Origin of the sequence: Haloechinothrix aidingensis, from assembly GCF_013450155.1 — a bacterium.
Classification (GTDB): domain Bacteria; phylum Actinomycetota; class Actinomycetes; order Mycobacteriales; family Pseudonocardiaceae; genus Haloechinothrix; species Haloechinothrix aidingensis.
This window is the reverse complement of the sequence record NZ_JACCKD010000002.1, coordinates 247,504-272,926: the sequence shown is the minus strand read 5'-3', so window position 1 is coordinate 272,926 and position 25,423 is coordinate 247,504. Positions and strand designations below refer to the sequence as shown.

Genomic DNA, 25,423 nt, shown 5'->3' with positions numbered 1-25,423 from the left:
GGGGTTCCTCCTCGGAATCAGGAAGCGACCTTGCGCCGCGCGGTCTGCATCCAGCGCACGGTCGCGTCGACGTGGTTGAACGTGTAGATGTGCAGCCCGGCGAGCTCCGCCTTGCCGTCCTGTACGTGCGCGCCGAGCTTGCGGACGAGCGCGTCCGGCCGGTACCCGCGCGGGGTCAGCAGCCGCCTGGATGCCGCCTTGTTCCCGCGGGCGAAACGCAGCGAGTCACCGACGCCGATACGCAGGCTGACGCGGAGCAGCTTCGCCATGTCCACGACGCCGGGAATCCCCGCGTAGATGGGCAGCGTGATGCCGTGCCGCCGCAGGGCAAGGGTGAACCGGCTGATCGTCGCGGCGTCGAAGCACATCTGGGTGACCGTGTACGTCGCGTACCGCTGTTTCGCCTGGAGTGCCGCCCAGAGCCGGTCGTCGTCGATCGCGTGGTGTCCGTCCGGGTAGGACGGTATTCCGATGTGGTCGAACGGGTGGCCGATCGAATCCATCGCCTCGAGCAGCGCCAGGCCGTCGTCGAACTCGCCTGCTGGTTCCCGCGCGTCGCCACCGACCACGAACACGTTGTCGATGCCGGCTGCTTCCAGCCGGTGCAGGAATCCCGCGAGCTCGGCCCTGTCGCGCACCTGCCTGGCAGCGAGGTGCGGAACCGGCCGCACCCCGTGCTCGGCCAATCGCACGGCCAGGTCGATCGTGGCGTCGGCACCCTTGTGCGGAGACGAGGTCACGGTGACCACGGCGCCGCGCGGCAGGCACTCGACCTCGTCGAACACGTTCGACAACGGCATGACCTCGTAGCGGGGCTGTTCCAGCAGCCCCGCTACGGCCCTGCGCCTGCGGGGACGGGAGTCGGTCCGTGCCATGCTCGGCTCCTCGGTCGGTGGATGGTCGTGGTCGGTCGAGTGGGATCGGCCCGCGGGATAGGGGTGCCGGCCCTCAGCCCTTCGGGGTCTGCTTGCGGGGGTCGACGAAGGGCTTCTCCACCACCTCGCCGTTGCGCAACCCGTTCGGCGTCTCGATTCCCACCTTCGTGCCCAGCTCGCTGAACTCGATGGGCACCATGGCCAGGCCGATGTTGCGTTCCAGCCGGGGCGAGTGGCAGGCGCTGCTCACGTTGCCGACGGCGGTGCCGTCCTCGGAAAGCACGGGGAAGCGTTCGATCATCGACCCGTCGTTGTACGTGCCGAGCGGGTCACCGTCGATCTCGACCCCGACCATGATCCGGGAGACGCCTTCCGCGCGGATGCGCCTCAGCGCGTCCTTGCCGATGAAGTCGGCCTTCTGGTCGAGGTCGACCATCCAGTTGTAGTCGTACCCGACCTCCATGGGGTTGGTGTCCAGGGTGATGTCGGAGCCGTAGGAGAGCATGCCCGCTTCGATCCTGCGAATATGGCAGGGACCGATCGGGCGCATCCCGTGCGGCTCGCCCGCCTGCCAGACGGCGTCCCACAGCCGGCCCGCGTCCCTGCTCGCGTTGTAGAGGTAGATCTCGTAGCCGAGCTCGGCGGTGTAGCCGGTGCGGCTGACGACCACGTCCATACCGTGCAGCGTGTAGTGGCGCAGGTAGTAGTACGGCACGTCCAGGATCGACTCGCCGAACAGGTCGACCATGACCTCACGCGACCTCGGGCCCTGCACCTGGATGGGAGCGACGTCGACCTCCTCGATCCGCACGTCCCAGCCGCCCGCGTGCGCCAGTCCCATGGCCCACAGCCGGACGTCGCTGTCGGCCAGCGAGAGCCAGAACCTGTTCTCCTCGAGGCGCAGCAGGACGGGGTCGTTGATGATGCCGCCGTCCGGTGCGGTGATGAAGACGTACTTGCACTGGCCGACCGCACACTTGGACAGGTCGCGCGGGATGAGCATGTTGGTGAAGTCGAACGCGTCCGGCCCGGAGATCTCGACCTGGCGCTCGACCCCGACGTCCCAGATGGTCACGTCGTTGAGCAGGGCCCAGTACTCGCCGACCGGGTCTCCGTAGTGCCGCGGGTGGTAGGTGTGGTTGTACACGCTGTACATCGCCACGCCGTGCGCACGCGACTTCCAGAAATACGGGGACTTTCGCAGCCGCGTGTACAGCATGACCCGGGGGTTCTCGACAACCTGCTTGGCCGGCTCGTCGATGGGTGCCGTGCTGATCCGCGGATCGAGTACCTCGGCCATGGCGCCTCCTTGCGCTCTCGTAACGGCTGCGATAGGGACCGGCATATGTTGCGTCATCCCCAACGGTTGTGCACTACGCAACCAGTGTGCGGCATACGAGGGCCACGCGTCAACGGGAAGAGGTCCCACGACCGAGGATGCGCCTGCGGCCGCTTTCTGGGCTTCGACCTGCGGGTTCGCGTGACCGCCGCGGCGGGATCGGGGAGCTACCCCGCGGTGTCGCGGCAGCCCTGCCGGCCGTCCACGAAACCGGTGCGCAATGCCTCGACCCTGGCGAAGCCGCCCGGCACCGGGATCCCGTCGACGGTGGAGGCGATCAGGCTGTCCTGCCGGAGCATCTCCAGGATCGCCTCGTCGAGGTCGCCGGGGGACAGCCGCAGGATCCGGTCCCGCGCGCGTGGCTCATTGGCGAAGTTCGCCCACGCGCCCACGTAGCAGGCCGCGCGCAGGCCGGCATCGAGCTCGTCCAGTGGGACGTCAGCGGCCTGCTGGACGCCCATCGCGTAACGCGAGGCCAGCGCGGCGAACACGGCGAAGTCGCCGTACCCCTCGACCTCCCTGCCTTCCCACTCGGCCCGCTGGTCGATCGGCTCGGCGAGCGTGGCCAGCTCGTCGATGTCGATGGCGATGGCAGCGTCTACCGTGCCGGAGGCGTCAGTGCCGTCACCGGGGCAGTAGGACAGCGGCGGGGTGCCCGTGCCGTCCGGGCAGGTCCCGCCCGAGTCGGTGAGCACCTCAGGACGCTCCGCGACGACGTCGTCGAAGGCCGCGTCCAGGCTGTCCAGCGCCAGCTCCACGGTGTCCTCGGTGAGCGGCAGGTCGCCTTCGCGGTTGTCCTGCTCGCTGAACGTGTACTGCGTCGTGCGCTCGTCGACCGCCTGCTCGTCGATCTCGACACACGCGCCGGGGTCCTTCTCGAAACCCACCTGGAACGCGTAGGTGCGGTCGAAGGCCGTACCGTGCGCGTCGATGTCGTGCCGCAGGTCGCCGGGGGCGTCCCGCACGAAGTGCAGCGCGCTCAGCGCCTGGTTGATACCTTCCGAAGTGGATACTTCGAAGAACTCGCTCTCGTCCTCGGCCACCCAGCGGAAGTAGTTGCCGGTGAAGCAGTCCGCCTGCAGCTCCTTGACGATCGTGGGGGTTACCGCGGAGATCCCGGCGAGCTCGCCCAGCCTGTGCTGTACGACGTGTCCGTACTCGTGTGCCAGCACGGTGAGCACGCCGATCGGTCCGAACTGGTCGTCCAGCAGCGGGAACAGGGCCCCTCGGTCCCACCCGACGGTGTCCTCCTCCGGGCAGTAGAACGCGTTGACCAGGCCCTGCACGCTCGCGCCGCAGATCAGGAAGTCGTCGGTGCCGGAGTCGTAGGAGACCAGCCGCTCGACCGGCTCGAACGTGGTGCCGAACCGGTCGGGCAGGCTCGCGCTCCAGTACCGCTCGACGTCCTGGCTCGCTGAGGATGCCACCGTGTCGATCGGGCCGTCGGTCACGTTGTCGACGTCGATGGTCGGGCCGGGTGCCGCCTCTTTGAGCCCGCTGTCGAAGTGCGAGACGGGCAGGCCGCCGATGTCGCCCTCGGTGACGGCCCGACCCGGGGCCGGGCCGTCACCGCACGCCGCCATGGCCAGCGTGACCGCGCCGACCATGGCGATCAGCGCGGTGCGTCGCCTCCCGAGACGATGCGGTGTCGTCATGCTCACTGGCAGCCCCCCAGGGGATCGTCGTACGCTGCTAGCCTGCCGGCCGGGAACTCTACCGCGCCGGTGCCGCCACGGGGTCGATTGCGTGCCGCGGGGCGAGCCGTGCGGCCCGTGGCACCCGTCCCGACTACGCTGCATGGTTATGAAGGCTGTCCGACGGTTCACTGTGCGCGCCAGCGTGCCCGAGCCACTCGCGGGACTGAGCAGGCTCGCGACGAACCTGCGATGGACCTGGCACCCGCAGACCCGGGACCTGTTCGCCTCGATGGACGGCGAGCTCGCCCAGCGCGTCGGCGGGGACCCGCTGCGTATCCTCACCGAGCTGTCCCCGGCACGGCTGGAGGAGCTCGCCGCGGACCCCGACTTCCTCGGTCGCGCGCACGCCGCGGTCGACGACCTCGAGAAGTACCTGCGCGAACCGCGCTGGTACCAGCGACGGGCACAGGAGCTGGCCCCGGGCGGCGGCCCGGCGGGCGACTCGCGTGGCGGCTCGAGTTACCGCGCCCCGCGGTGCGTGGCGTACTTCTCGATGGAGTTCGGGGTCACCGAGGCGTTGCCGAACTACTCGGGAGGGCTCGGCGTGCTGGCGGCCGACCACCTCAAGGCGGCTTCCGACCTGGGAGTGCCGTTGATCGGGGTGGGGCTGCTCTACCGGTCGGGGTACTTCAGGCAAACGCTGTCCACCGACGGGTGGCAGGTCGAGCACTACCCGGTGATCGACCCCAACGGGCTGCCGCTGGAGCTGCTGACCGGTCCGGACGGCGAGACCGTACACGTCGGCGTCGCCATGCCCGGGGAGCGGGAGCTGCGCGCGCAGATCTGGGTCGCGCAGGTCGGCAGGGTTCCGTTGCTGCTATTGGACTCCGATGTGGACAGCAATGACAGCGACCTCCGGGAAGTGACCGACCGGCTGTACGGAGGGGATTCCGAGCACCGCATCCGCCAGGAGATCCTTGCCGGTATCGGAGGCGTGCGGGCGGTGCGCCGGTACTGCGAACTGGCAGGCCATCCCGACCCCGAGGTCTTTCACACCAACGAGGGTCACGCGGGGTTCCTCGGCCTCGAGCGCGCCCACGAGCTGATCACCGGTTCCGGCCTGAGCTTCGCCGAGGCGGTCCCAGCGGTCCGCGCGGGGACCGTGTTCACCACGCACACCCCGGTGCCCGCAGGGATCGACCGGTTCCCGCTCGAGCAGATCCAGCGCTACTTCGGGGACGGCAAGCTCGTCCCCGGTATCGATGTGGACCAGATCGTGCGGCTCGGGGAGGAGCGCAACCCCGGCATGTTCAATATGGCGCATATGGGTTTGCGGCTGGCGCAGCGCGCGAACGGGGTATCGGCCCTGCACGGGCGCGTGTCACGGAGCATGTTCACCGGGTTGTGGCCGGGATTCCCTGTCGAGGAGATCCCGATCTCCTCGGTGACCAACGGGGTGCACGGCCCGACCTGGCTGGCCAGGGAGATGAGCGCCCTGCTCGGCGACGACGAGGACGGCAGCCCGCGCAGCCTGGAGGAGGTCAGCGACCGGAACCTCTGGGACCTGCGCTGCAGCTTGCGCAGGCGGCTCGTCGACGAGGTCAGGCGGCGGATCCGCGAGTCGTGGCTGCAGCGCGGCGCCTCCGCGCTCGAGCTGGGCTGGACCGACCAGGTCTTCGACCCGGAGGTGCTCACCGTCGGGTTCGCGCGCAGGGTGCCGACGTACAAGCGCCTGACCCTGATGCTGCGCAACCCCGAGCGGCTCCGCGAACGCCTGCTCGACGACCGTCGCCCGATCCAGGTGGTCGTGGCAGGCAAGTCGCATCCGGCGGACGAGGGTGGCAAGGCACTTATCCAGCAGGTCGCCCGGTTCGCCGACGACCCGGCCGTGCGGCACCGGATCGTGTTCCTTCCCGACTACGACATGTCGCTTGCCAGGTACCTGTACTGGGGATGCGACCTGTGGCTGAACAACCCCACGCGGCCCCTGGAGGCCTGCGGCACCTCGGGCATGAAGTCCGCGCTCAACGGTGGCCTGAACCTCTCCATCAAGGATGGCTGGTGGGACGAGAGCTACGACGGAAGCAACGGCTGGGCGATCCCCACAGCCGACGGCGTCACCGATCCCCTGCGCAGGGATGATCTCGAGGCGGCAGCCCTCTACGATCTGCTCGGCCAGCGCATCGCGCCGCTGTTCTACGAGCGTGACACCGAGGGTGTACCGACCGGATGGATGTCGATGGTGCGGCATACGCTGGCCACGCTGGCCCCGCGCGTGCAGGCGTCCCGCATGGTCACCGAGTACGTCGAGCAGTACTACTTCCCCGCGGCCACCGCGGTGGCCGCCGCGACAGCCGACGAGTTCGCCGGGGCCCGCTCGCTCGCCGCGTACCGGAGCCGGATCCACGCGGCCTGGGACCGGGTCCGCGTGCTGGAGACCGAGATCGGCTCGGACCCGCCCGCCGAGCTGGTCGTGGGCGCGCCGGTACACATCGCGGCACGTGTCGAGCTGGCCGGCCTCGCGCCGGACGAGGTCGACGTGCAGGCCGTGCTCGGCACCGTGGACGACAACGACGACCTGCACGAAGTCGTGACCACCTCGATGAGCCACGCCGGGGACGGCAGGTTCACCGCGACGGTGCCGCTGCCGCACGCGGGCTCGCTCGGGTACGCCGTGCGCGTCTTGCCATACCATGAGCTGCTGGCGAGTCAGGCCGAGCTGGGCAAGGTGGTGGCGTCGTGACCGTGCCCAGCCGGTGCGGTACGGGTGGGGCGGGCACGCCTACGGCAGCCCGACGCTGTTACGAGACGGAAGGCGGGACCGGTTGGTGGATCTCAACGACCTCGTGGTGCATATGGAAGGTGTCGGCGTACGGCGCGGCGACAGCTACCTGCTCTCCGACCTCACCTGGTCGGTGGAGCTGGATGAGCGGTGGGTCGTACTCGGCTCGAACGGCGCCGGAAAGACCACGATGCTGCGCCTGGCCGCCGCGGAGCTGCATCCGACCATGGGCGAGGTCCACGTGCTCGGGGAGAAGCTGGGCAGGACCGACGTTTTCGAGTTGCGGCCCCGGATCGGGTTCACCTCGACGGCGCTGAACGGGCGGGTCCCCGCCGAGGAGACCGTGCGCGATGTGGTGATGAGCGCGGGCTACGCCGTTGTGGGGCGCTGGCGGGAGAGTTACGACCAGCTCGACGTGCGGCGAGCCGGGGAGATGCTCGACGCCCTCGGGGTGGGTCATCTGGCAGGCAGGCAGTTCGGCACGCTGTCCGAGGGTGAGCGCAAGCGCACGCTGATCGCCCGGTCCCTGATGACCGACCCGGAGATGTTGCTGCTCGACGAGCCCGCCGCTGGCCTCGACCTGGGGGCGAGGGAGGACCTCGTCGAGCGGCTGTCCGTCCTTGCCGATGACCCGGACGCACCGGCCATGGTGTTGGTCACCCATCACGTCGAGGAGATCCCCCCGGGGTTCACCCACGTGCTGCTACTGCGGGAGGGCCGTGTGGTCACCGCTGGGCTGATCGACGACATGCTGACCAGCGAGGCGCTGTCCGAGACATTCGGGCAGGACCTGGTCCTCGAACGTTCGAAGGACCGGTTCTTCGCGCGCCGCAGGTAGCCGGGTGCTCGCCGGGCGGCGGCGGCCGGCAGGCGCACGACCGGGACGGGACGTGACCGGTGCATGTGACCGGGGGGTAACCTGCCGGATGCGAGAGGCGGAATCGCTGTCGCCAGGGCGAGTTGAGGAGGTTCACGTGGGAGAGTTCGTACGTCTCGAGGTCGAGGCAGGAGTCGGAACCATCCGCCTCGAGCGGCCCCCGGTCAACGCGCTGAACCAGCAGATCCAACAGGAGCTGGCGGCCGTGGCGCAGCAGGCCGGCGAGCGGGAGGACGTTCGCGCGGTGATCATCTACGGGGGTGAGAAGACCTTCGCGGGCGGCGCCGACATCAAGGAGATGGCGGCCAGGAGCTACGTCGAGATGACCTCGTTCGGGACGGCGCTGCAGGAGACGATGAGCCTGGTGGCGGCGATCCCCAAACCGACCGTGGCAGCGGTTACCGGCTACGCGCTCGGCGGCGGGCTGGAGCTGGCGCTGACCGCCGACCGCAGGATCGCAGGAGACAACGTCAAGGTCGGCCAGCCGGAGATCCAGCTGGGCATCATTCCTGGTGCGGGCGGGACCCAGCGCCTGACCAGGCTCATCGGTCCCAGCAAGGCGAAGGACCTGGTCTTCAGCGGCCGGTTCGTCGCCGCCGACGAGGCCCGCGACCTCGGCATCCTCGATGAGGTGGTGGCACCGGACGACGTGTACTCCGCGGCGCGCACGTGGGCGGAGCAGTTCGTCAACGGGCCCGCGGCCGCGCTGCGGGCCGCGAAGACCGCCATCGACTCCGGGGCCGAGATCGACCTGGCCAGCGCGCTGCGGTTGGAGACGCAGCTGTTCACCGCGCTGTGGGCTACCGAGGACCAGACGATCGGGATGAACTCGTTCCTCGAGCACGGTCCGGGTAAGGCGACGTTCACCGGGGAGTGAGGTAGCCGTGGATCCGACGCCGACCGGGGTGCCACCGTCGGCGCACCCGCACGCCAGCGCGGAGGAGGTCGACGCGGCCTTCGACGATCCGAAGCTCGCCAACGTGCTCTACCACGACTGGGAGGCCGGGACGTACGACCACAAGTGGTCGATCTCCTACGACGAGCGTTGCATCTCCTATGCCGTGGACATCTTCCGCGCCGTGGCAGGGGAGGAAGCCACCCCGTACCCCACGGCGATGGAGCTGGGCAGCGGAACGGGGTTCTTCCTGCTGAACCTCATGCAGGGCGGCGTCGTCAAGCGGGGGTCGGTCACCGACCTGTCGCCCGGCATGGTGGAGACCGCGCTGCGCAACGCGCGGCATCTGGGGCTGGACGTGGACGGCCGGGTGGCCGACGCGGAGCGCATCCCGTACCCGGACGACAGTTTCGATCTGGTGATCGGGCATGCCGTGCTGCATCACGTCCCGGACGTGCAGGAGGCGTTCGGGGAGGTGCTGCGCGTCCTCAAGCCGGGCGGGCGGTTCGTCTTCGCGGGCGAGCCCTCCACCATCGGCGATCGCTACGCGCGCAGGCTCGGGCAGTTGACGTGGTGGCTGACCACCACGGTCACCCGTCTACCCGCGCTGCGGGACTGGCGGAAACCGCAGCAGGAGCTGGACGAGTCCTCCCGTGCCGCGGCACTCGAGGCGGTCGTGGACATCCACACCTTCGACCCCGGGGAGCTGGAGCGCACCGCACTGCGCGCCGGAGCAGCGGATGTGCACGCGGTCACCCAGGAGTTCGCTGCCGCGATCGTGGGCTGGCCGGTCCGCACGGTCGAGGCGGCCGTTCCGGAATCCAAGCTCACGGCGCGCTGGCGATGGTATGCCTACAAGGCGTGGCTGACGCTGTCGTCGGTGGACAGGAACGTGCTCTCCCGGGTGCTGCCACGCAGGGTGTTCTACAACGTGATGATCACGGGAACGAAGCCGCGCGGGCCGGTTCGCCTGTAACAGGGGAACGGCATGCGCGGGTGAGCCGTTACCGGGGGGCGCGCATAGGATCGCCTGGTGGGTTACCAGTTCCGCCTCGACGACGTGACGTTCCTGCGCTCGGCAGCCGGGCGGGACGCGCTGGCGCGCTGCGCCGAGCTGACGCTGAGTGAGCGTAGCTGGCTCGGCGACGTGGAGCGGGCGCGCGCTCGGGTCGGCGTGGAGCACGCGGCGGCCGCACTGGAGACGGTGCTGCTGCGCAGGAAGGCTCACGGCAAGCTGGCCGAGCCCGGCCAGTGGCTGCTGACCGGCGACGCGCTGCAGCAGGCCAGTGCCTACCCCGTGGCCAGGCACCGTGCGCGGCGGCTCGCCGGCCGTGATGTGCACGACGTGACGTGCTCGGTCGGAGCGGACCTCGTGGCACTCGCCGCGGTCGCCGACCGGTGCGTGGGATCCGATGTGGATCCTGTCCGGCTTGCCATGGCCGAGCACAACTGCGCCCGGACCGGCGTGCGCGCCTTGCTGGCGCGGGCCGACGCGCTGCGGCCGGTGAGCCGTTCCGCGGTGGTGGTCGCCGATCCGGGTCGCAGGGACAGCCGGGGACATCGGACCTGGCGGCCCGCGGATTTCGTGCCCGCGCTGGACGCGCTCGCGGAGACGTATGCCGGCCGGGACCTGGTGGTCAAGTGTGCCCCCGGTATCGCGAGGGACGCCGTGCCGTGGGCCGACGAGATGGAGATCGTCTCGCTGGACGGGCAGGTCCGGGAGTCCTGCCTGTGGTCGGGAGAGCTGGCCACGGCCGGTCGCAGGGCCTCTGTGCTGCGCGGTGACGGGAGCGTCACGACGGTGACCGACGCGGAGAGCTCGGAGGCACAGGTGCGGGAGCCGGGGGAGTGGATCATCGATCCGGACGGGGCGATCGTGCGGGCGGGCCTGGTGCGGCAGTACGCGGCGCGGCACGGACTGGGCCAGCTCGATCACCGGATCGCTTACCTGACAGGGGACGCGCCGCCGCCGGGCGTGCGGGCGTTCCGGGTGCTCGAACACGGCAAGTACAGCGAGAAGGCCCTGCGGGCCGCCCTGCGCAGCCGGCAGGTCGGGCGGGTGGAGATCCTGGTGCGCGGGCTCGATGTGGACCCGAGCAGGCTGCGCCCCCGGTTACGCCTGCGCGGTCCGCACGAGGCCAGCGTCGTGCTCACCCGTATCGGCTCCACCCCAACCGCCTTCGTGTGCCGTGCTGAGTGACTGCTGATTGACGCTTTCCGTCCACGAGACGGACGGAAAGCGTCAATCAGCCTTCCTAATGGTCGGTTCGCAGGTCGCGTTGGCGGAAGGCGGATAGGCCCAGCAGCGTCAGGCCCGCCGCGATCGCGGTCAGCAGGAGCAGGGGCAGCACGGCGAGCTCCTCCGCCGGCAGGTCGGGTACGTGCCCGAACGGGGAGAGGTTGTTCATCCACTCCGGGAACTGCAGCATCTGCCCCAGGTAGCTGACCACGAAGCCGTACACCGGCACGACCCAGGTCAGGGTCGCCAGCCGCGGGGCGAGCCCGAACAGCGCTACCGCCAGACCTCCGGTCAGCCACAGCGCCGGAGCGTAGGCCAGAGCCGCCCCCATCGCGTCGGTGAGCACGGTGGAGTCGCGCAGCGACAGTGCCCCGGCGAGACCGAGACCGAGACCGGCCGCGGCGAGGACCACCACGCCGCCGAGCATGCCGACCACGACGTGACTTGCCAGCCACCTCGCCCGGGAGACGGCTGTGGCCAGGACGGGTTCGGCCCGGCCGTCGCTCTCCTCGGCACGGGGGCGCAGCGCGGCCAGCACGACGTAGACGGACGCGAGGATGGCGAGCACCACCATGACCATGGAGACGAACGACTCGACGATGCTCGCGCCGCCCATCTCGGCAAGCGCCTCCTCGAGCATCTCGACGCCTGCGAGCATGTCCTCGACCTCGCTGAGGATGGATCCGTACATCGTCCCCAGCAGGGCCAGCGCCGCCGCGAACCCGATCAACAGGCCCCTGTGCAGCCGTACGGCGAGCCCGATGGGGCGCCCGAGAGCCACCGATGCGTCCCCGCGGCCCTGGCGCGGCCTGCGCAGCCCCGCACCGACGTCGCGCCGGGTGCTGAGCAGCACCCCTGCCGCGACCAGCGCGACGGCCGCCGCCGCGGCGACCAGCAGGGGCCACCACCGGTCGTCGACGTAGACCCGGGTCGCCTGCGCCCAGCCGATCGGGGAGAGCCAGGACAGCCTGCCCTCCCCGATGTCGCCCGCGGCACGCAGCGCGTAGGCGACCGCGATGGCCGCCAGCCCCATGCCGGACGCGCCCCGCGAGTGTTCGGTGATCTGGACGGTCACGGCAGCGATGCCTGCGAAGACGATGCCGACGGCTGCGTGCGCCAGCCCGTACAGCAGCGACCCGGTCGCCGTGACACCGGTACCACCGGTGCCGGCGAGCGCGCCTGCCAGCACGACGGCCAGCACGAGGTTGGTGGCGACGACCGCGGCCAGCGCCGCCGCCATGTGCGCGTGGCGACCCACGACGGTCGCGCGCACCAGCTCGGCGCGCCCGCTCTCCTCCTCGGCCCTGGTGTGCCGCACCAGCATCAGCACGCTCATCAGGGCGGCGAGCAGCGTGGTGAACCCGAGCAGCTGGTGCCCCATCATCGCACCGGCCGTGTAGTCCCTGAGGTACTCGGCCGGTCCCGTCATGGCCAGGCCCGCGGGCGTGTTCATCGTCTCGGCGACGGCCTGGCGGTCGGCCTCGGTGGGGTAGAGATCGTCGAAGCTGACGAGGTTGACGACGCTGCCCAGCGTGAGGCCCGCGATCCAGGCGGGGATGCGGATGCGGTCGCGGCGTAGTGCGAAGCGGGCGAGTACGCCGACTCCGGCCAGGGGCCGCCGGTCGCTGCCGCCGCGCTCGGCGGTGGGTGCCCGCGCCGTGATCGTGGCCATCACGACCCCCCGTTCCCTGTCGTCGCGAGGTCTTCGCCGTAGTGCCGCATGAACAGCTGCTCGAGCGTGGGGGGCTGGCTGACCAGCGACCGGATGCCGAGCCCGTGCAGATGGCCGATCACCGTGTCCAGGTGCTCGCCGTCCACGTCGAACTGCACCTTGCCGTTCGTCACGACCAGGTCGTGCACCCCGGGCAGCGCGTCGACCCCGGATGCGGGCCGGGCGGTCTCGGCCGTGACGGTCGTCCGGGTCAGATGGCGCAGCTCGTCCAGCGTGCCGGACTCGACGATGCGGCCCTGCCTGATGATCGAGATGCGCTCGCACAGTGCTTCGACCTGCGCGAGCGTGTGGCTGGACAGCAGGACTGTCGTGCCGGCTGCCTTCGCCTCGCGGATGTGCTCGGCGAACACCGACTCCATCAGCGGGTCGAGTCCCGCGGTGGGCTCGTCGAGGACCAGCAGCTCCACATCGGACGCCAGGGCCGCGATGATCGCGACCTTCTGCCTGTTTCCCTTGGAGTAGGTGCGGCCCTTCTTGCCGGGGTCGAGGTCGAAACGCTCGCAGAGCTCGTCGCGCCTGCGCCGGTCGAAGCCGCCCCGCAGGCGTGCGAACAGGTCGATCGCCTCACCCCCGGTGAGGTTCGGCCACAGGCTCACATCGCCGGGCACGTAGGCGAGCCTGCGGTGCAGTGCGACCGCGTCGCGCCAGGGATCGCCGCCGAGCACGGACACCCGGCCCGCGTCCGCCTTGAGCAGTCCGAGCAGGACCCGGATCGTCGTCGACTTCCCGGCGCCGTTGGGCCCGAGGAAGCCGTGCACCTCTCCGGTGCGCACGGTCATGGTGAGCTTGTCGAGCGCCCTGGTCTGGCCGAAGGTCTTGTCGAGTTCGCGTACCGATACGGCGGGTGGGGTCTCGGTGTTCGTCGGTTCAGGCATGGCACGTTCCTCGTCGGTCGGTGTGCTCGGGTGGGCGGTCGCGGGTGCCGGCGCGATGCGCGCCGGGCGTGGACCGGTGTGTGGTCGAGTGCGGGGTCCGGGTGGCTCCGGGTGGCTCCGGGTGGCTCCGGGTGGCGCTGTCGCACGGGCCGCGAGCGGGCTGTCCCAGCAGCCGTGCCCGGCAGCGGCGGGGGTGGGCTAGCCGGCGGTTGGAGGGTCTGTATGGGCCGTGCGCGCGCCCGTGGCTGTCGACAGGCGAGCACGCCGGGACAGCGGCGTGCGATGCCGGGGTGTCGGTGGCAACGTCATATGCCCGACGGTACAGATATTTCACATATTTGTGAACAGCTACTATGAAGTGAATAGCGTGGCCCGTGCCCGCTTCCCGGTCAGCCCCCGCACAGGCCGGTGAGGAGGAACTCCCGCAGCTCGTCCAGGTCGGCGTCCAGGGCGATGTCCACCGGCCGGGACCGCGCCGTATCCGCCGGATGCGGCCGGTCACGGCGGCGGTCGATGATGGTGGCTCCCCGGGACGGCCCGAACGAGCAGTCCACGTCGAGGGGGTAGCTGACACCCTCGAGGATGCCGGGGCGCAGGGCTTCGGCGACGGCGACGGCGTCGTGCAGCACGATGCCGTCCCAGCCGAGCGCGGCGCGGTAGTGCTCCAGGTAGTCGGGTACGAGCGCGCACAGCGCCGCTCCTCGTGGGCCGGACCCGCGGAGCGTGTCGAGCCAGCCGGTGCCGACAGCGCAGCGGAAGGTGAGATCGAGGGGAACCAGCACGCACGGCACGGACTCGCCGACCAGCACCCTGCGGGCCGCTTCCGGGTCGCTCCAGATGTTGAACTCGGCCGCGGCCGTGCTGTTGCCCCCGTGCACAGCGCCGCCCATCACGACGAGGCGTTCGATCTTCCTGGCGAGCCCGGGGTAGGACGCCAGTAGCAGCGCGATGTTGGTCAGCGGGCCGATGGGCACGATCGTCACGGGCTCGTCGGCCTCGTCGAGCAGGCGGGCCATCAGGTCGACAGCGCCCGCGGAGTGCGCCACCCGGTTGCCGCCGGGCAGCGCGGCCGAACGTCCGGACAGCCCGTCCGAACCGTGCGCGTGGTGCGCCCTGTGCGGCTGCGGGTGCACAAGCGGGCGGTCCGCGCCAGCGGCGACGGGAACGTCCTCGCGCCCGCACAGCGCGAGGACGCGGTGCGCGTTGGCCGTGGTCGCCTCGAGTGCCACGTTGCCGAACACGGTGGTCACCGCGAGCAGCTCCGCGCCGGGGTCGAGCGCGGCCAGCGAGATGGCGAAGGCGTCGTCGACGCCGGGATCGGTGTCGATGATGAGTCGGGTCACGCCTGCAGAGTCTGTCGGCAACCGCGCCGCTTCCGCGAGCGGGGTCGCGTTCCGGTCGCCCTCGCCGGGGACCGGTGCCGGTTCGCCGCTCGCGTAGGCTGCACGGATATGACGGCGATGTGGAGCTCGCCCGCCATCGACCGGTTCCGCGCGTGGCGGCGTACACGGAAGGACCCGCGCCAGGCGAGGTTCCTGACCCGGCAGTCGGTGCGGTGGGTGCTGCGCAACCGCGCGTACACGCCCTGGTACCTGGTCCGCTACGTCCGGCTGCTGCGCTTCCGCCTCGCCAACCCGCACGTGATCCTGCGCGGCATGGTCTTCCTCGGCAAGGACGTGGAGATCCACGCACGGGCCGGTTACGGGCAGCTGGAGATCGGCCGCTGGGTACACATCGGCGACGGCAACGCCGTGCGGTGCCACGAGGGCTCCCTGCGGATCGGCGACAAGGTCGTCTTCGGCAGGCAGAACGTGGTCAACTGCTACCTCGACATCGAGATCGGTGAGGCCGCACTCATCGCGGACTGGGTATACATCTGCGACTTCGATCATGTGATCAGCGATATCCATGTACCGATCAAGGACCAGGGAATCGTCAAGGCCCCTGTCCGGATCGGACCGGAGACGTGGGTCGGCACCAAGGTCTCGGTGCTACGCGAGACCCGGGTCGGCAGGGGGTGCGTGCTCGGCGCGCACGCGGTCGTACGGGGGGACGTCGATGACTACGGCATCGCCGTGGGCTCGCCTGCTCGCGTGGTGCGCAACCGGGTCGACGACTACGAGGCGGACCGCGCTCGCCGGGAAGCGGTCGCCGACATGGCACGCAAGGCCAACCAGGCCCTCGTGCAGAGCCTGGGCGAGCGGGACCGCTGACCGGGGAACCGGCCGCGACGGGCTCGTCAGAACCAGGTCCCGCGGCGTAGGTCGTCCTCGGTACTGACCAGGATCTGTTCCGAGCGGTCGATGAAACGTTCCAGGTCGTGCGGCAGGAGTCGCCTGCGGCCGACGTAGTACAGCACGGTGCCTGCGGGAACCTCCTCGTACCAGGACGGGCTGACCTGCAGGTCGGTGCCGCGGCGAATGGCGAGCACCGTCGCGGCGTTCCACCGGCCGAGCGCCTGCTGGTACTCGCCGAACGTCCGGCCCGGCAGGCTGTCGGGCACGGTCACCGAGTAGGTGTTGCGGTCGCTGTGCCGCATCAGCTCGCCGTAGACCTGTGACATGCCTGGGTCGTGCAGTTCCTCGCTGAGCACGTCCACCGCGTACCACTGGATGCAGGACGCGTTGCCCGCGATCCGCGCGATGGTCTGCGCGTGGTCCATCTCGCGCAGGCTCACCACGATGTGCACGTCCGGGTTGGCGTGACTGACCGCCACGGTGACCTTGAGCGCCTCGTTGTCGTCACGCGCATCGACGAGCACTGAGCGCGCCGCCGGTACGGCCGCGCGCCGCAGTACCTCGTCGTCGGTGAGGTCGCCCCGGATGAAGTGCACATCCTCCCGGTCGGGCAGCGGGTGCTGCTGTAGCCGGTCCGGCCAGTCGCAGATCACCAGCTCGCGTGGTTCGTCGGCGACGAGCCGGTCCACCAGCCTCTCGGTGCGGCCCGCCGAGTAGCCGAGGAGGATGATGTGCCCGGAGAGCTTGAGCTCGCCCCGCCCTTGCATGCGGATCCCTCTCGCCTTCGTGATCGTCGCGGCGATGCTGGTGAACAGCGTGGTGATGGTCACGATGCCGCCGACGATCACGTACACGCCCACCAGCTGCCCGAGTGGTGTGGACGGGTGGAAGTCCTGCTGGCCGGAGGATGCCGGTGTGACGGTCGTGGCGAACCACCACCAGTAGGCGTCCCCGTCGGTGATGCGTGCCCCCGCCGGTTCCGCCCAGGCCATCAGCAACCAGCCCGTGACGAACACGAAGGCGAAGATCTCGAGCGGCAACGCCCAGCTCGCCTTGCGTTTGACGTGCCGGAAGGCGCGCGACAGGTACGGCAGCACGCCTCAAGGCTAACCCGGCAAGCCTGATGTACCGGAGGTTCGCGCACATCTCGCCTGGCAGCCGGTTCGTACCGGTACGAACCGGTGCCTGCCGGTCAGTCGGCCTTCGGTACGGCGGGGTAGGGCACGAAGGTGCTGGTGTTCTCATCGACGGTGAGCTGCTTGCCGATCGTGGGGAAGGCGCGCTGCGGGCAGGCTTGCCGCTCGCACACCTTGCAGCCCATCCCGATCGGGGTGGCGGCTGTACCGTCGTCGAGGTCGAGCCCTGTCGAGTAGACGAGCCTGCGCGCGTGCCGCAGCTCGCAGCCGAGACCGACGCTGAAGATCTTGCCGGGCGTGCCGTACCCGCCGATGTTGCGGTAGACGGTGCGCGCGATCCAGAAGTAGCGCTTGCCGTCCGGCATCTCGGCGACCTGCGTCAGGATCTTGCCCGGCGAGGCGAACGCCTCGTAGACGGTCCACAGCGGGCACGACCCGCCGACGCGGGAGAAGTGGAACCCGGCAGCCGACTGCCGCTTCGACATGTTGCCCGCGCGGTCGACGCGCACGAACGAGAAGGGGATGCCGCGTTTCTTGGGGCGCTGCAGGGTGGACAGGCGGTGGCAGACGGTCTCGAACCCGACGCCGAAGTGGTCACACAGCCGTTCGATGTCGTAGCGGTAGCTCTCCGCGCGGGAGTGGAACTCGGTATACGGCAGGACCAGCGCGCCCGCGAAGTAATTGGCAAGGCCCACACGCGCGAGCGAGCGGGCGGCCGAACCGGAGAACGCCCAGGAGTCGGCGAGCTCGTTGATCAGCTCGGCGTGCTCGAGCAGCGCGATCTGCGAGGCCATCCGGAATGCCTGCTGGCCGACACGCATGCTCGGGGCCATGCGGAGCACGCGGGTGTCCGGCTCGTACCGGTGCTGCTCGCCGCGGGACTCGTCGATGCCCTCGGAGGTCGAGTGCACCCCGTAGGACTCGGCGAGCGTGTCGCGCAGCGCGTTGCGCAGGTCCCCGCCGCGCACCAGCCCGAGCTCGACGGCGAGACGCTCGGCCCGCTCGTCCAGCTCGGCGACGTAGTTCTCCCGCTCGTAGAAGAAGTCGCGCACTTCCTCGTGCGGCAGCGGCGCCGCTGCGCTGCCGTGCTGCCCCCTCCCGTCTTCGGTGACGAGCGCGGCGGTGTTCTCCACCGCGTCGCGGTACCGCCTGTGCAGCTTGACAAGGGACTCGGCCACCGACGGGAGGTTGGTCGCCAGGTCGTTGATCTCGCTGTCGGAGACCGATGCGCCGACCGACTCGTCCAGCAGCGCCTCACGTACGTCGGCGACGAGCCGCCCGGTGTCGTTGCTTGCGAAGAACTCCGCGTCCACCCCGAAGGCCTCGGTCAGCCGCAGGAGCACCGGCACGGTCAGCGGGCGCGCGTTGTGCTCGATCTGGTTGAGGTAGCTCGGTGAGATCTCCAACACTCTGGCCAGGTCCGCCTGGCTCATACTGCGGTCCTCGCGCAGATGCCGGAGCTTCGCGCCGGCGAACGTTTTCTCCATGAACCCACTCCCTGGCCGCGGTTTGTTCGGAGCCGGCCCGCGCGTCGCCGTGAATCAGCCGGACGCCGAGCCAATGCCTTCGCATCCTTTGCAAGATGGTAGACCTGCTTTACAGAAATTTGCAAATTCACTTGCTGGCGTTGTTTTCGCTGGGCATGCCAAGGTCTCTACAGACAGCGAGAAATCGCAACGTTTGCAAAGGCTCTGCCTGAGAGGGTCCCGCACCCGAGGGCGCGCGGACCGCCGCACGTCCGACGGTGCACGACCCGGCTCGTGGATCAGACACAAGGACTCTGGAGAACGGATGACCGAGAAGAGCAAGACACCGGAGCAGGCCGCAGCGGAGCTCGCCGCCGACTGGGAGAACAACCCGCGGTGGAAGGGCATCACGCGCCCCTACAGCGCGGCTGACGTGGTCAAGCTGCGCGGCAGTGTGGTCGAGGAGAACACGTACGCACGCCGTGGCGCGGAGAAGCTCTGGGACCTGCTCAACAACGAGGACTACATTCACGCCCTCGGCGCCCTGACCGGGAACCAGGCGGTGCAGCAGGTGCGGGCCGGGCTCCAGGCGATCTACCTGTCCGGTTGGCAGGTCGCGGGCGACGCCAACCTGGCAGGCCAGACCTACCCGGACCAGAGCCTGTACCCGGCGAACTCGGTCCCCGCTGTGGTGCGCAGGATCAACAACGCGCTCGCCCGTGCCGACCAGATCACCTGGGCCGAGGGCGACACCAGCATCGACTGGTTCGCGCCGATCGTGGCCGACGCCGAGGCCGGCTTCGGCGGCCCGCTCAATGCCTTCGAGCTGATGAAGGGCATGATCTCCGCGGGTGCCGCCGGTGTGCACTGGGAGGACCAGCTCGCCTCCGAGAAGAAGTGCGGTCACCTCGGTGGCAAGGTGCTCATCCCGACCAAGCAGCACGAGCGCACGCTCAACGCCGCCCGGCTCGCCGCGGACATCGCCGGCGTCCCGTCGTTGATCATCGCGCGGACCGATGCGCAGGCGGCGACCCTGCTGACCAGCGACATCGACGAGCGCGACCAGAAGCACGTCACCGGCGAGCGCACCTCGGAGGGCTTCTACCGGGTGCAGAACGGCCTCCAGCCGTGCATCGACCGCGGGCTGGCCTACGCGCCGTACTCCGACCTGCTGTGGATGGAGACCTCGGAGCCCGACCTGGACGTCGCACGCCGGTTCGCCGAGGCGATCAAGGACAAGTACCCGGACCAGATGCTCGCCTACAACTGCTCCCCGTCGTTCAACTGGCGGAAGAACCTGGACGACTCGACCATCGCGAAGTTCCAGCGCGAGCTGGCCCACATGGGTTACAAGTTCCAGTTCATCACGCTGGCGGGCTTCCACGCGCTGAACTACTCGATGTTCGACCTCGCCAAGGGCTACGCCACCGAGGACATGACGGCCTACGTCGACCTGCAGGAGCGCGAGTTCGCCGCCGAGGAGCGCGGCTACACCGCGACCAAGCACCAGCGTGAGGTCGGTACCGGCTGGTTCGACCAGGTGAGCACGGTGCTGAACCCGGAGAGCTCCACCACGGCGCTGACCGGGTCCACGGAGGAAGCGCAGTTCTGATCGAGTAACACCCCGCGGCGAGTGGGTGGGTGTGGTCTCCGGTGGTCCGTACCGCGGCCACACCCACCCACGCTCCCGCACCGCACGTTGCCCAGCTGTTCAGGAGGAGAGCATGGCTACCAGCTTGAGCTACCGGACCACGGTGTCGGCACCGGTCTCGGAGGCCGGGTCCCGGTTCGAGGAGGTCCTGACCCCGGAAGCGCTCGAGTTCGTAGCGCGGCTGGACAACGAGTTCGCAGGCAGGCGCCGCGAGCTCCTGGACGAGCGCAGGCGCAGGCGCGAGCGGCTGAACCTGGGCGAGGAGCGGCTGGACTTCCTGCCGGAGACGGCACACATCCGTGCCGACGACAGCTGGCGGGTGGCAGGCGCGGCACCGGGGCTGAACGACAGGCGGGTGGAGATCACCGGCCCGACCGACCGCAAGATGACCGTCAACGCGCTGAACTCGGGGGCGCAGGTCTGGCTGGCCGACTTCGAGGACGCGAACTCGCCGACCTGGGAGAACATGCTCTCCGGGCAGGTCAACCTGTACGACGCGATCGGCGGCGACATCGACTTCAGCACGGACGGGGGCAAGCGCTACCGCATCGGCGACGACCCCGCCACCATCGTGGTGCGGCCGCGCGGCTGGCACCTGGTGGAGAAGCACGTGCGCATCGACGGGCGCCCGATCTCGGCCAGCCTGTTCGACTTCGGGCTGTACTTCTTCCACAACGCCGAGCGCCTGCTGCGTTCCGGGAGCGGCCCGTACTTCTACCTGCCGAAGCTGGAGAACCACCGGGAAGCGCGGCTGTGGAACGACGTCTTCCTGCTCGCGCAGGACCTGCTCGGCATCGAGCGCGGCACGATCCGTGCCACGGTGCTCATCGAGACGATCACCGCGGCCTTCGAGATGGACGAGATCCTCTACGAGCTGCGCGAACACGCTGCCGGGCTGAACGCGGGCCGGTGGGACTACATCTTCAGCGTCGTGAAGAACTTCAGCAGGTTGGGCGCGGACTTCGTGCTGCCCGACCGTGCCGACGTCACCATGACGGTGCCCTTCATGCGCTCCTACACCGAGCTGCTCGTGCGGACGTGCCACCGGCGCGGCGCGCACGCGATCGGTGGGATGGCGGCGTTCATCCCCAGCAAGGACGCCGAGACCAACGAGGCCGCGTTCGCGAAGGTGCGCGAGGACAAGGAGCGCGAGGCCGGTGACGGCTTCGACGGTTCCTGGGTGGCGCATCCGGGGCTCGTCCCGGTGTGCCGTGAGGTCTTCGACACGTACCTCGGCCGGAATCCACATCAGATCGACAGGAAGCGGCAGGACGTTTCGGTCGACCGCGACGACCTGTTGAACGTGGCCGGCTCCGGCGGTGACGTCACGGAGGACGGGCTGCGTGCCAACATCGACGTCGCGCTGCGCTATGTCGACTCGTGGTTGCGCGGCACGGGGGCCGCGGCGATCCACGACCTGATGGAGGACGCGGCGACGGCCGAGATCGCACGCTGCCAGGTGTGGCAATGGATCCACAACGGAACCAAGCTCGCCGACGGCACGGTCATCGACAGGGCGTTCGTCAGCGAGCTGCTCGACGAGGAACTGGCGACGATCCGGGCGGAACGTACCGGCGACGCGGATCGGCTGGCCGAGGCCAGGGAGATCTTCGTCGATACCGCGCTCGGCGAGACGTTGCCCAACTTCTTCACCACAAGCGCCTACGCGCGGTACCTGGCGGTGGCGCCCGCGGCGTGACCGCCGGTGCCCCGCGGGGCAGCGCCCGAGAAGGTTTCCTTCCCCTCGCGTCGGTTCTCACCCGCTGCCGGCGTGAGGGGAAGGGTTGCACTGCGGTGGCCCTCGCCGCCTGCGGCGTCATGACTATGAGGATTCACCCTCGCCGGCGCCCGCGTCGAGGGTGAAGGCGTTGCCCGTGGCGATCTTCGGTCGCGGCAGGGACGTGGGACTCGCGGGGCTGGTGCACCGGTAGACCGTCGCGGTCTGGGCGGCGATCCGGTGCCAGTCGAAGTCCGCTGCCAGGCGTGCCCGGGCCGCCTCGGCCCGCCTCACCCCCGCCTCGGCATCGGAGAGAACCGCGCACACCCCCGCGGTGAGCGCGTCGATGTCGCCGGGGGAGAAGGCCAGCCCCGTCTCTCCGTCGATCACCACCTCGCCGAGGCCACCCGCGGTGGAAGCGACGAGCGGGAGCTTGGCGGCCGCCGCCTCGAGCGCCACGATGCCGAAGGGCTCGTACCGGCTCGGGAGTACCGCGGCGTCGGCTGCCGCGAGCAGCGCGTGCAGCTCGCGATCGGGCAGGTGCCCGGCGAACTCGACCACGTGCTCGAGCCCGAGCTCGCCCGCTTGCTCGACCAGCGCGCCGTGCTGCCTACCCGTGCCCGCGACGACGAGGCGGGTCCCCGGGTGCTCGGCGCGGATGCCGTGCAGCGCGGCAAGCAGGTCGTGCACGCCCTTCTCCCACTCGAGGCGCCCGAAGAACAGCAGAAGCGGCTCGCCCGCGGGGCTGTACCGCTCGCGCGTGCGGCGAACGTCGGTGTCGGGCACCGTCCAGCCGCGTTCCTCGATGCCGTTGTGGATCACGTGGATCCGCAAGGGGACGAGGTCGAACAGGTGCGCGACCTCCGCGCGCATGGCCTCCGAGCAGGTGATCAGCGCGTCGGAACGGTTGGCCAGCCACCACTCGACGGAATGCACCTGCCGGTTGAGGGGATGGGACAGCCACCCGGAGTGCCGCCCGGCCTCGGTGGCGTGCACGGTGCCGACCAGCGGGGCGCGGGCGCTCTCGGCGAGCGCGACGGCCGGGTGCGTGACCAGCCAGTCGTGCGCGTGCACCACATCCGGGCGCCACATGCGGAGCAGCTCGGTGCCGGCACGGATCATCGCGTGCCCCATGGCCAGCGTCCAGCTCACCAGATCCCGCTCGAACGTGACGTGCATCGGGTCCTCGGCGACCCGGAGCACCCGCACTCCCTCACTGACGTACTCGGTGGTGGGGTGGGTCGCCGCGTCGGTGCCCGCCTCGTGGCGGCAGAGCACGACGACGTCGTGGCCCGCGTGGGCGAGATGCCTGGCGAGAGCGTGGACATGGCGTGCCAGCCCGCCGACGACCACGGGCGGGTACTCCCAGGAGACCATGAGCACGCGCATCGAGGTCGATCCTCCCACCCGGACGGGGTAAGCCCCCGCGTGGCCCCTGCCGGGGCCGGCCTGCTCGGCCCGTCACAGTGCCCGCGCGTCGAGCCTGCCGAACGGGTAGTCGCGGGCGAGGAAGCGGGCCGCGTGGTCGGCGGCGCTCGCGGCGTCGCCCGAGCACAACAGCTTGGCCAGCTCGTCGAACCGGGCGGTGTGCGCGTGCGCGCGCTCGCGCGCGTAATCCGCTGCCGAGTCCTTGGTGACCATGAACGCCCAGTCGCTCGCCAGCGCGAGCAGCGCCTCCCGGACGAGCTGGTCGCGAGCCGCGTCCCGGTACGCGTCGCGTCGGTCGTCCACAGTAGCCAGCAGATCACGCTGCAGCCGCGCGTTGGTGTCGACCATGTCGGCAACCTGGGTGCCGTCCCAGACTCGCCAGTCCTTACCGGATCCCCAGGAGGACGCGGGAAGTTCGACCGGGCCACCGACGTGGCCGGCCTCCGCGGCGCCACGCAGCGACGTCACCCGCACGCCCGCTTCCGGGAGCGCGCGCAGTACGCCTTCCAGCCACCGTGGACCCTCGTGCCACCAGTGCCCGTAGAGCTCGGTGTCGTAGGCGGCGACCACCAGCGCCCGGCCGCCGTCCCGCTGACGCAGCGCGCGCAGCCGGGCGAGCACGGTGGCGACGAAGTCGTCGACGTCGTGGCGCAGCCGCCGGGCGGCGCGATCCGGGTCGTACGGCGCCTTGCCGTGCGGTGGCACGTCCTTGCCCGTGACCCTGGACGGTTTGATCCCGACAGCGTGCTCCCAGGTGTGAAAGTCCCGGTAGTCGGCGTGCCCGGGATAGCCCGACTTCGGCGACCACACCCGGTAGGTGACGTCGAGGTCCCTGCCGAAACAGACGACGCCGGAGTCCGCGACGGTCCGCGCGCTCGCCGTGTCGCCGCGCAGCGCTGGACCGTCCACAAGGAACCGCTCGACACCTGCCGCGGCGTAGTCGCGTTCCATACCCGGCGTGTACCCGCATTCGGGCGCCCAGATGCCGCTCGGGCGGGTCCCGGTACGCAAGGCCGCGTCCGTGAGCCCCTCGCGCAGGGCGAAGGAGCGCACACGCCGGTCCAGCAGCGGCTGGAAGGGGTGGGTCAGTGGCCCCCCGAGCAGCTCGAGCACGCCCGAGTCGGCGAGCCCGCGCAGGATCGGCGAGAACCCGTGGCGCCAGCGGGACTCGAACTCGGCGACCGCGGACGTGGCACTGGTGTACTCGTCGGCGGCGAGACGGCGCAGCAACGGGTCGCTGCCCCGCCACAGGTCAGCCGCGTGCTGGGCCCGCAGCTGCCAGTGACCGAGCCAGTCGTGGAAGCCGCGCAACGCGTACGGGTCGTCCAGCTGAGCGGCGAGCACCGGGGTCACCCCGAGGGTGAGCACGTCCCGCTTGCCCTCGTCGGCGAACCTGCGCAGCAGGTCCATTACCGGCATGTACGAGTGCGCCCACGCCTGGTACAGCCATTCCTCCCCGACCGGCCATGCCCCGTGCCGGGGCAGCCACGGCAGGTGGCTGTGCAGCACGAGGCAGAACGTGCCCTCCTCGGACCGCGCTGTCACGGGCGCACCGCGGCCGCGACGAGATCGAGGCTCGCGGCGAGGTCGTGTTCACCGATGTCGAAGCCGCTCGCGGTGATGGCCGCGATGTCGGCCAGCAGCCCGGGCGGCCACTGCGCCTGGCCGGGTAGCGTGCCCATCACCACGTCCAGCTGCGCGGAGATGATCCCCCCGTACCGCTCGTCCAGCGCGCGTACCTGCGCGCCGTGGTGCAGGCCGTGCAGCAGCTCGATACCGAACCCGGCCTCGGCGAGCAGCGCGGCCAGCTCTGTGGGGGCCAGCTCCCTGGTGTGGAACGGGTTGAGCGGCACATCGGAGTCCGGGGTGAATGTCAACCGGTTGGGCGTTGTCACAAGCAGTGTGCCACCGGGCCGGAGCACGCGGTGGCACTCGGCGAGGAACCCGTGCTGGTCGGCCAGGTGCTCGATCACCTGGAAGGTGGCGACGACGTCGATCGTGGCGTCGCCGACCGGAAGGGAGGCGAGGTCCCCGAGCAGCACGTCGACGTCCGGGTAGCCGCGGGCGGCATGCGTGACCGTGGCCGCGTCGTAGTCCATGGCGACGACACGGCGGGCACGGCTCGCGATGAGGCCCGCGCCGTAGCCTTCGCCGCACCCGGCCTCCAGCACCGTGGCGCCCGCGCAGAAGGGCAGCAGGGCCCGGTACGCGGCCTCGTGGCGGCGGAACCAGTAGTTCTCCTCGAGGACACCGGGCACGGTGCGCTCACCGGTCAGGTGCAGTGCCTCGGCGCGACCGTGCGGCACCGCTGGCTGGGACGTCACGGTAGGAACCCTAACGGGACAGGGCTGGTGACGTGCATCCCGTCCGGGGCGCACCCACCGCCCCGGACGGGTCGCTGCTGCCACCGGTCGCCCGGTCGTGCGGGCCGGTGACGCCGCGGGCGTGCCGGAGGTGCTGCGGTCGTGGGCCGCATCCCCCCGACGCGGCGGGTGAGACCGGGGGATTCTCCCGATGTGCGTGCCGAACACACGCGG

19 protein-coding genes are annotated in these 25,423 nt (G+C 70.2%); 8 read left to right on the top strand and 11 right to left on the bottom strand.

Annotated elements, in window-relative coordinates; translation table 11 throughout:
• Positions 1 to 17: 17 nt before the first annotated feature.
• From H0B56_RS05780 to H0B56_RS05770, 3 genes are all read right to left on the bottom strand, one after another.
• Entirely contained in the window at positions 18 to 875 is an 858-nt protein-coding gene (locus tag H0B56_RS05780; RefSeq protein WP_180891895.1) for a methylenetetrahydrofolate reductase, read from the bottom strand.
• A gap of 73 nt (positions 876 to 948) precedes the next feature.
• Positions 949 to 2,175, bottom strand: coding sequence for a glycine cleavage T C-terminal barrel domain-containing protein (locus H0B56_RS05775; RefSeq protein ID WP_180891894.1), 1,227 nt, complete (start codon positions 2,173 to 2,175; stop codon positions 949 to 951).
• 206 nt (positions 2,176 to 2,381) lie between these two features.
• Positions 2,382 to 3,869: a neutral zinc metallopeptidase gene (locus H0B56_RS05770; protein WP_180891893.1), complete on the bottom strand. Its 1,488-nt coding sequence runs from the start codon at positions 3,867 to 3,869 to the stop codon at positions 2,382 to 2,384.
• Between the two features lie 148 nt (positions 3,870 to 4,017).
• Between H0B56_RS05770 and glgP the strand changes: the two genes are divergently transcribed.
• From glgP to H0B56_RS05745, 5 genes are all read left to right on the top strand, one after another.
• Positions 4,018 to 6,594 (top strand): alpha-glucan family phosphorylase, encoded by a 2,577-nt coding sequence (gene glgP, locus H0B56_RS05765; RefSeq protein WP_180891892.1) that lies wholly within the window; start codon positions 4,018 to 4,020, stop codon positions 6,592 to 6,594.
• Between the two features lie 112 nt (positions 6,595 to 6,706).
• The gene (locus H0B56_RS05760; protein ID WP_219632456.1) at positions 6,707 to 7,471 is read left to right on the top strand and encodes an ABC transporter ATP-binding protein; all 765 of its coding nucleotides are present in this window, start codon (positions 6,707 to 6,709) and stop codon (positions 7,469 to 7,471) included.
• Positions 7,472 to 7,607: 136 nt separating this feature from the next.
• Positions 7,608 to 8,387: an enoyl-CoA hydratase-related protein gene (locus tag H0B56_RS05755; RefSeq protein WP_180891890.1), complete on the top strand. Its 780-nt coding sequence runs from the start codon at positions 7,608 to 7,610 to the stop codon at positions 8,385 to 8,387.
• 7 nt (positions 8,388 to 8,394) lie between these two features.
• Positions 8,395 to 9,381: a class I SAM-dependent methyltransferase gene (locus tag H0B56_RS05750; RefSeq protein WP_343063771.1), complete on the top strand. Its 987-nt coding sequence runs from the start codon at positions 8,395 to 8,397 to the stop codon at positions 9,379 to 9,381.
• A 57-nt stretch (positions 9,382 to 9,438) separates the two neighbouring features.
• Positions 9,439 to 10,605 carry a THUMP-like domain-containing protein gene (locus H0B56_RS05745; protein WP_180891889.1) on the top strand — a complete coding sequence of 389 codons (1,167 nt, stop codon included), beginning with the start codon at positions 9,439 to 9,441 and terminating at the stop codon, positions 10,603 to 10,605.
• Between the two features lie 55 nt (positions 10,606 to 10,660).
• Here the strand turns inward: H0B56_RS05745 and H0B56_RS05740 are convergent, their stop codons facing one another.
• The 3 genes from H0B56_RS05740 to H0B56_RS05730 all read right to left on the bottom strand — a co-directional run bounded on the left by H0B56_RS05740 (position 10,661) and on the right by H0B56_RS05730 (position 14,594).
• Positions 10,661 to 12,316: an ABC transporter permease gene (locus tag H0B56_RS05740; RefSeq protein ID WP_180891888.1), complete on the bottom strand. Its 1,656-nt coding sequence runs from the start codon at positions 12,314 to 12,316 to the stop codon at positions 10,661 to 10,663.
• Entirely contained in the window at positions 12,316 to 13,251 is a 936-nt protein-coding gene (locus H0B56_RS05735; RefSeq protein WP_180891887.1) for an ABC transporter ATP-binding protein, read from the bottom strand. The genes H0B56_RS05740 and H0B56_RS05735 overlap by 1 nt, the downstream gene beginning before the upstream one ends.
• A 389-nt stretch (positions 13,252 to 13,640) precedes the next feature.
• The gene (locus H0B56_RS05730; protein WP_180891886.1) at positions 13,641 to 14,594 is read right to left on the bottom strand and encodes a nucleoside hydrolase; all 954 of its coding nucleotides are present in this window, start codon (positions 14,592 to 14,594) and stop codon (positions 13,641 to 13,643) included.
• 108 nt (positions 14,595 to 14,702) lie between these two features.
• Between H0B56_RS05730 and H0B56_RS05725 the strand changes: the two genes are divergently transcribed.
• Complete coding sequence (locus tag H0B56_RS05725; protein ID WP_180891885.1) at positions 14,703 to 15,464, top strand: acyltransferase; 762 nt, start codon at positions 14,703 to 14,705, stop codon at positions 15,462 to 15,464.
• Between the two features lie 26 nt (positions 15,465 to 15,490).
• On the opposite strand, the gene H0B56_RS05720 is transcribed toward H0B56_RS05725, so the two are convergent.
• Together H0B56_RS05720 and H0B56_RS05715 are read right to left on the bottom strand one after the other, a co-directional pair.
• Entirely contained in the window at positions 15,491 to 16,585 is a 1,095-nt protein-coding gene (locus tag H0B56_RS05720; protein ID WP_180891884.1) for an NAD-binding protein, read from the bottom strand.
• Positions 16,586 to 16,680: 95 nt separating this feature from the next.
• The gene (locus H0B56_RS05715; protein ID WP_089299935.1) at positions 16,681 to 18,111 is read right to left on the bottom strand and encodes a short-chain fatty acyl-CoA regulator family protein; all 1,431 of its coding nucleotides are present in this window, start codon (positions 18,109 to 18,111) and stop codon (positions 16,681 to 16,683) included.
• Positions 18,112 to 18,415: 304 nt separating this feature from the next.
• Here H0B56_RS05715 and aceA point away from each other — a divergent pair, with 304 nt between their 5' ends.
• Positions 18,416 to 19,702 carry an isocitrate lyase gene (gene aceA / locus H0B56_RS05710; protein WP_180891883.1) on the top strand — a complete coding sequence of 429 codons (1,287 nt, stop codon included), beginning with the start codon at positions 18,416 to 18,418 and terminating at the stop codon, positions 19,700 to 19,702.
• 112 nt (positions 19,703 to 19,814) lie between these two features.
• A complete protein-coding gene (aceB, locus tag H0B56_RS05705; protein ID WP_180891882.1) occupies positions 19,815 to 21,440 on the top strand; it encodes a malate synthase A in 1,626 nt (541 codons plus the stop codon).
• 123 nt (positions 21,441 to 21,563) lie between these two features.
• Here the strand turns inward: aceB and H0B56_RS05700 are convergent, their stop codons facing one another.
• From H0B56_RS05700 to H0B56_RS22735, 3 genes are all read right to left on the bottom strand, one after another.
• The gene (locus H0B56_RS05700) at positions 21,564 to 22,847 is read right to left on the bottom strand and encodes a glycosyltransferase family 4 protein (protein WP_180891881.1); all 1,284 of its coding nucleotides are present in this window, start codon (positions 22,845 to 22,847) and stop codon (positions 21,564 to 21,566) included.
• 72 nt (positions 22,848 to 22,919) lie between these two features.
• Positions 22,920 to 24,431 (bottom strand): 1,4-alpha-glucan branching protein domain-containing protein, encoded by a 1,512-nt coding sequence (locus tag H0B56_RS05695; RefSeq protein ID WP_180891880.1) that lies wholly within the window; start codon positions 24,429 to 24,431, stop codon positions 22,920 to 22,922.
• Positions 24,428 to 25,192: a methyltransferase domain-containing protein gene (locus tag H0B56_RS22735; RefSeq protein WP_180892358.1), complete on the bottom strand. Its 765-nt coding sequence runs from the start codon at positions 25,190 to 25,192 to the stop codon at positions 24,428 to 24,430. The genes H0B56_RS05695 and H0B56_RS22735 overlap by 4 nt, the downstream gene beginning before the upstream one ends.
• Between the last annotated feature and the right edge of the window lie 231 nt (positions 25,193 to 25,423).

What these genes read in the sequence shown, in the direction of transcription:
- H0B56_RS05780 (WP_180891895.1), bottom strand. Translation starts at nt 875, where the DNA reads ATGGCACGGACCGACTCCCGTCCCCGCAGGCGCAGGGCCGTAGCGGGG.
- H0B56_RS05775 (WP_180891894.1), bottom strand. Translation starts at nt 2,175, where the DNA reads ATGGCCGAGGTACTCGATCCGCGGATCAGCACGGCACCCATCGACGAG.
- H0B56_RS05770 (WP_180891893.1), bottom strand. Translation starts at nt 3,869, where the DNA reads ATGACGACACCGCATCGTCTCGGGAGGCGACGCACCGCGCTGATCGCC.
- glgP (WP_180891892.1), top strand. Translation starts at nt 4,018, where the DNA reads ATGAAGGCTGTCCGACGGTTCACTGTGCGCGCCAGCGTGCCCGAGCCA.
- H0B56_RS05760 (WP_219632456.1), top strand. Translation starts at nt 6,707, where the DNA reads ATGGAAGGTGTCGGCGTACGGCGCGGCGACAGCTACCTGCTCTCCGAC.
- H0B56_RS05740 (WP_180891888.1), bottom strand. Translation starts at nt 12,316, where the DNA reads ATGGCCACGATCACGGCGCGGGCACCCACCGCCGAGCGCGGCGGCAGC.
- H0B56_RS05735 (WP_180891887.1), bottom strand. Translation starts at nt 13,251, where the DNA reads ATGCCTGAACCGACGAACACCGAGACCCCACCCGCCGTATCGGTACGC.
- H0B56_RS05725 (WP_180891885.1), top strand. Translation starts at nt 14,703, where the DNA reads ATGACGGCGATGTGGAGCTCGCCCGCCATCGACCGGTTCCGCGCGTGG.
- H0B56_RS05715 (WP_089299935.1), bottom strand. Translation starts at nt 18,111, where the DNA reads ATGGAGAAAACGTTCGCCGGCGCGAAGCTCCGGCATCTGCGCGAGGAC.
- aceA (WP_180891883.1), top strand. Translation starts at nt 18,416, where the DNA reads ATGACCGAGAAGAGCAAGACACCGGAGCAGGCCGCAGCGGAGCTCGCC.
- aceB (WP_180891882.1), top strand. Translation starts at nt 19,815, where the DNA reads ATGGCTACCAGCTTGAGCTACCGGACCACGGTGTCGGCACCGGTCTCG.
- H0B56_RS05700 (WP_180891881.1), bottom strand. Translation starts at nt 22,847, where the DNA reads ATGCGCGTGCTCATGGTCTCCTGGGAGTACCCGCCCGTGGTCGTCGGC.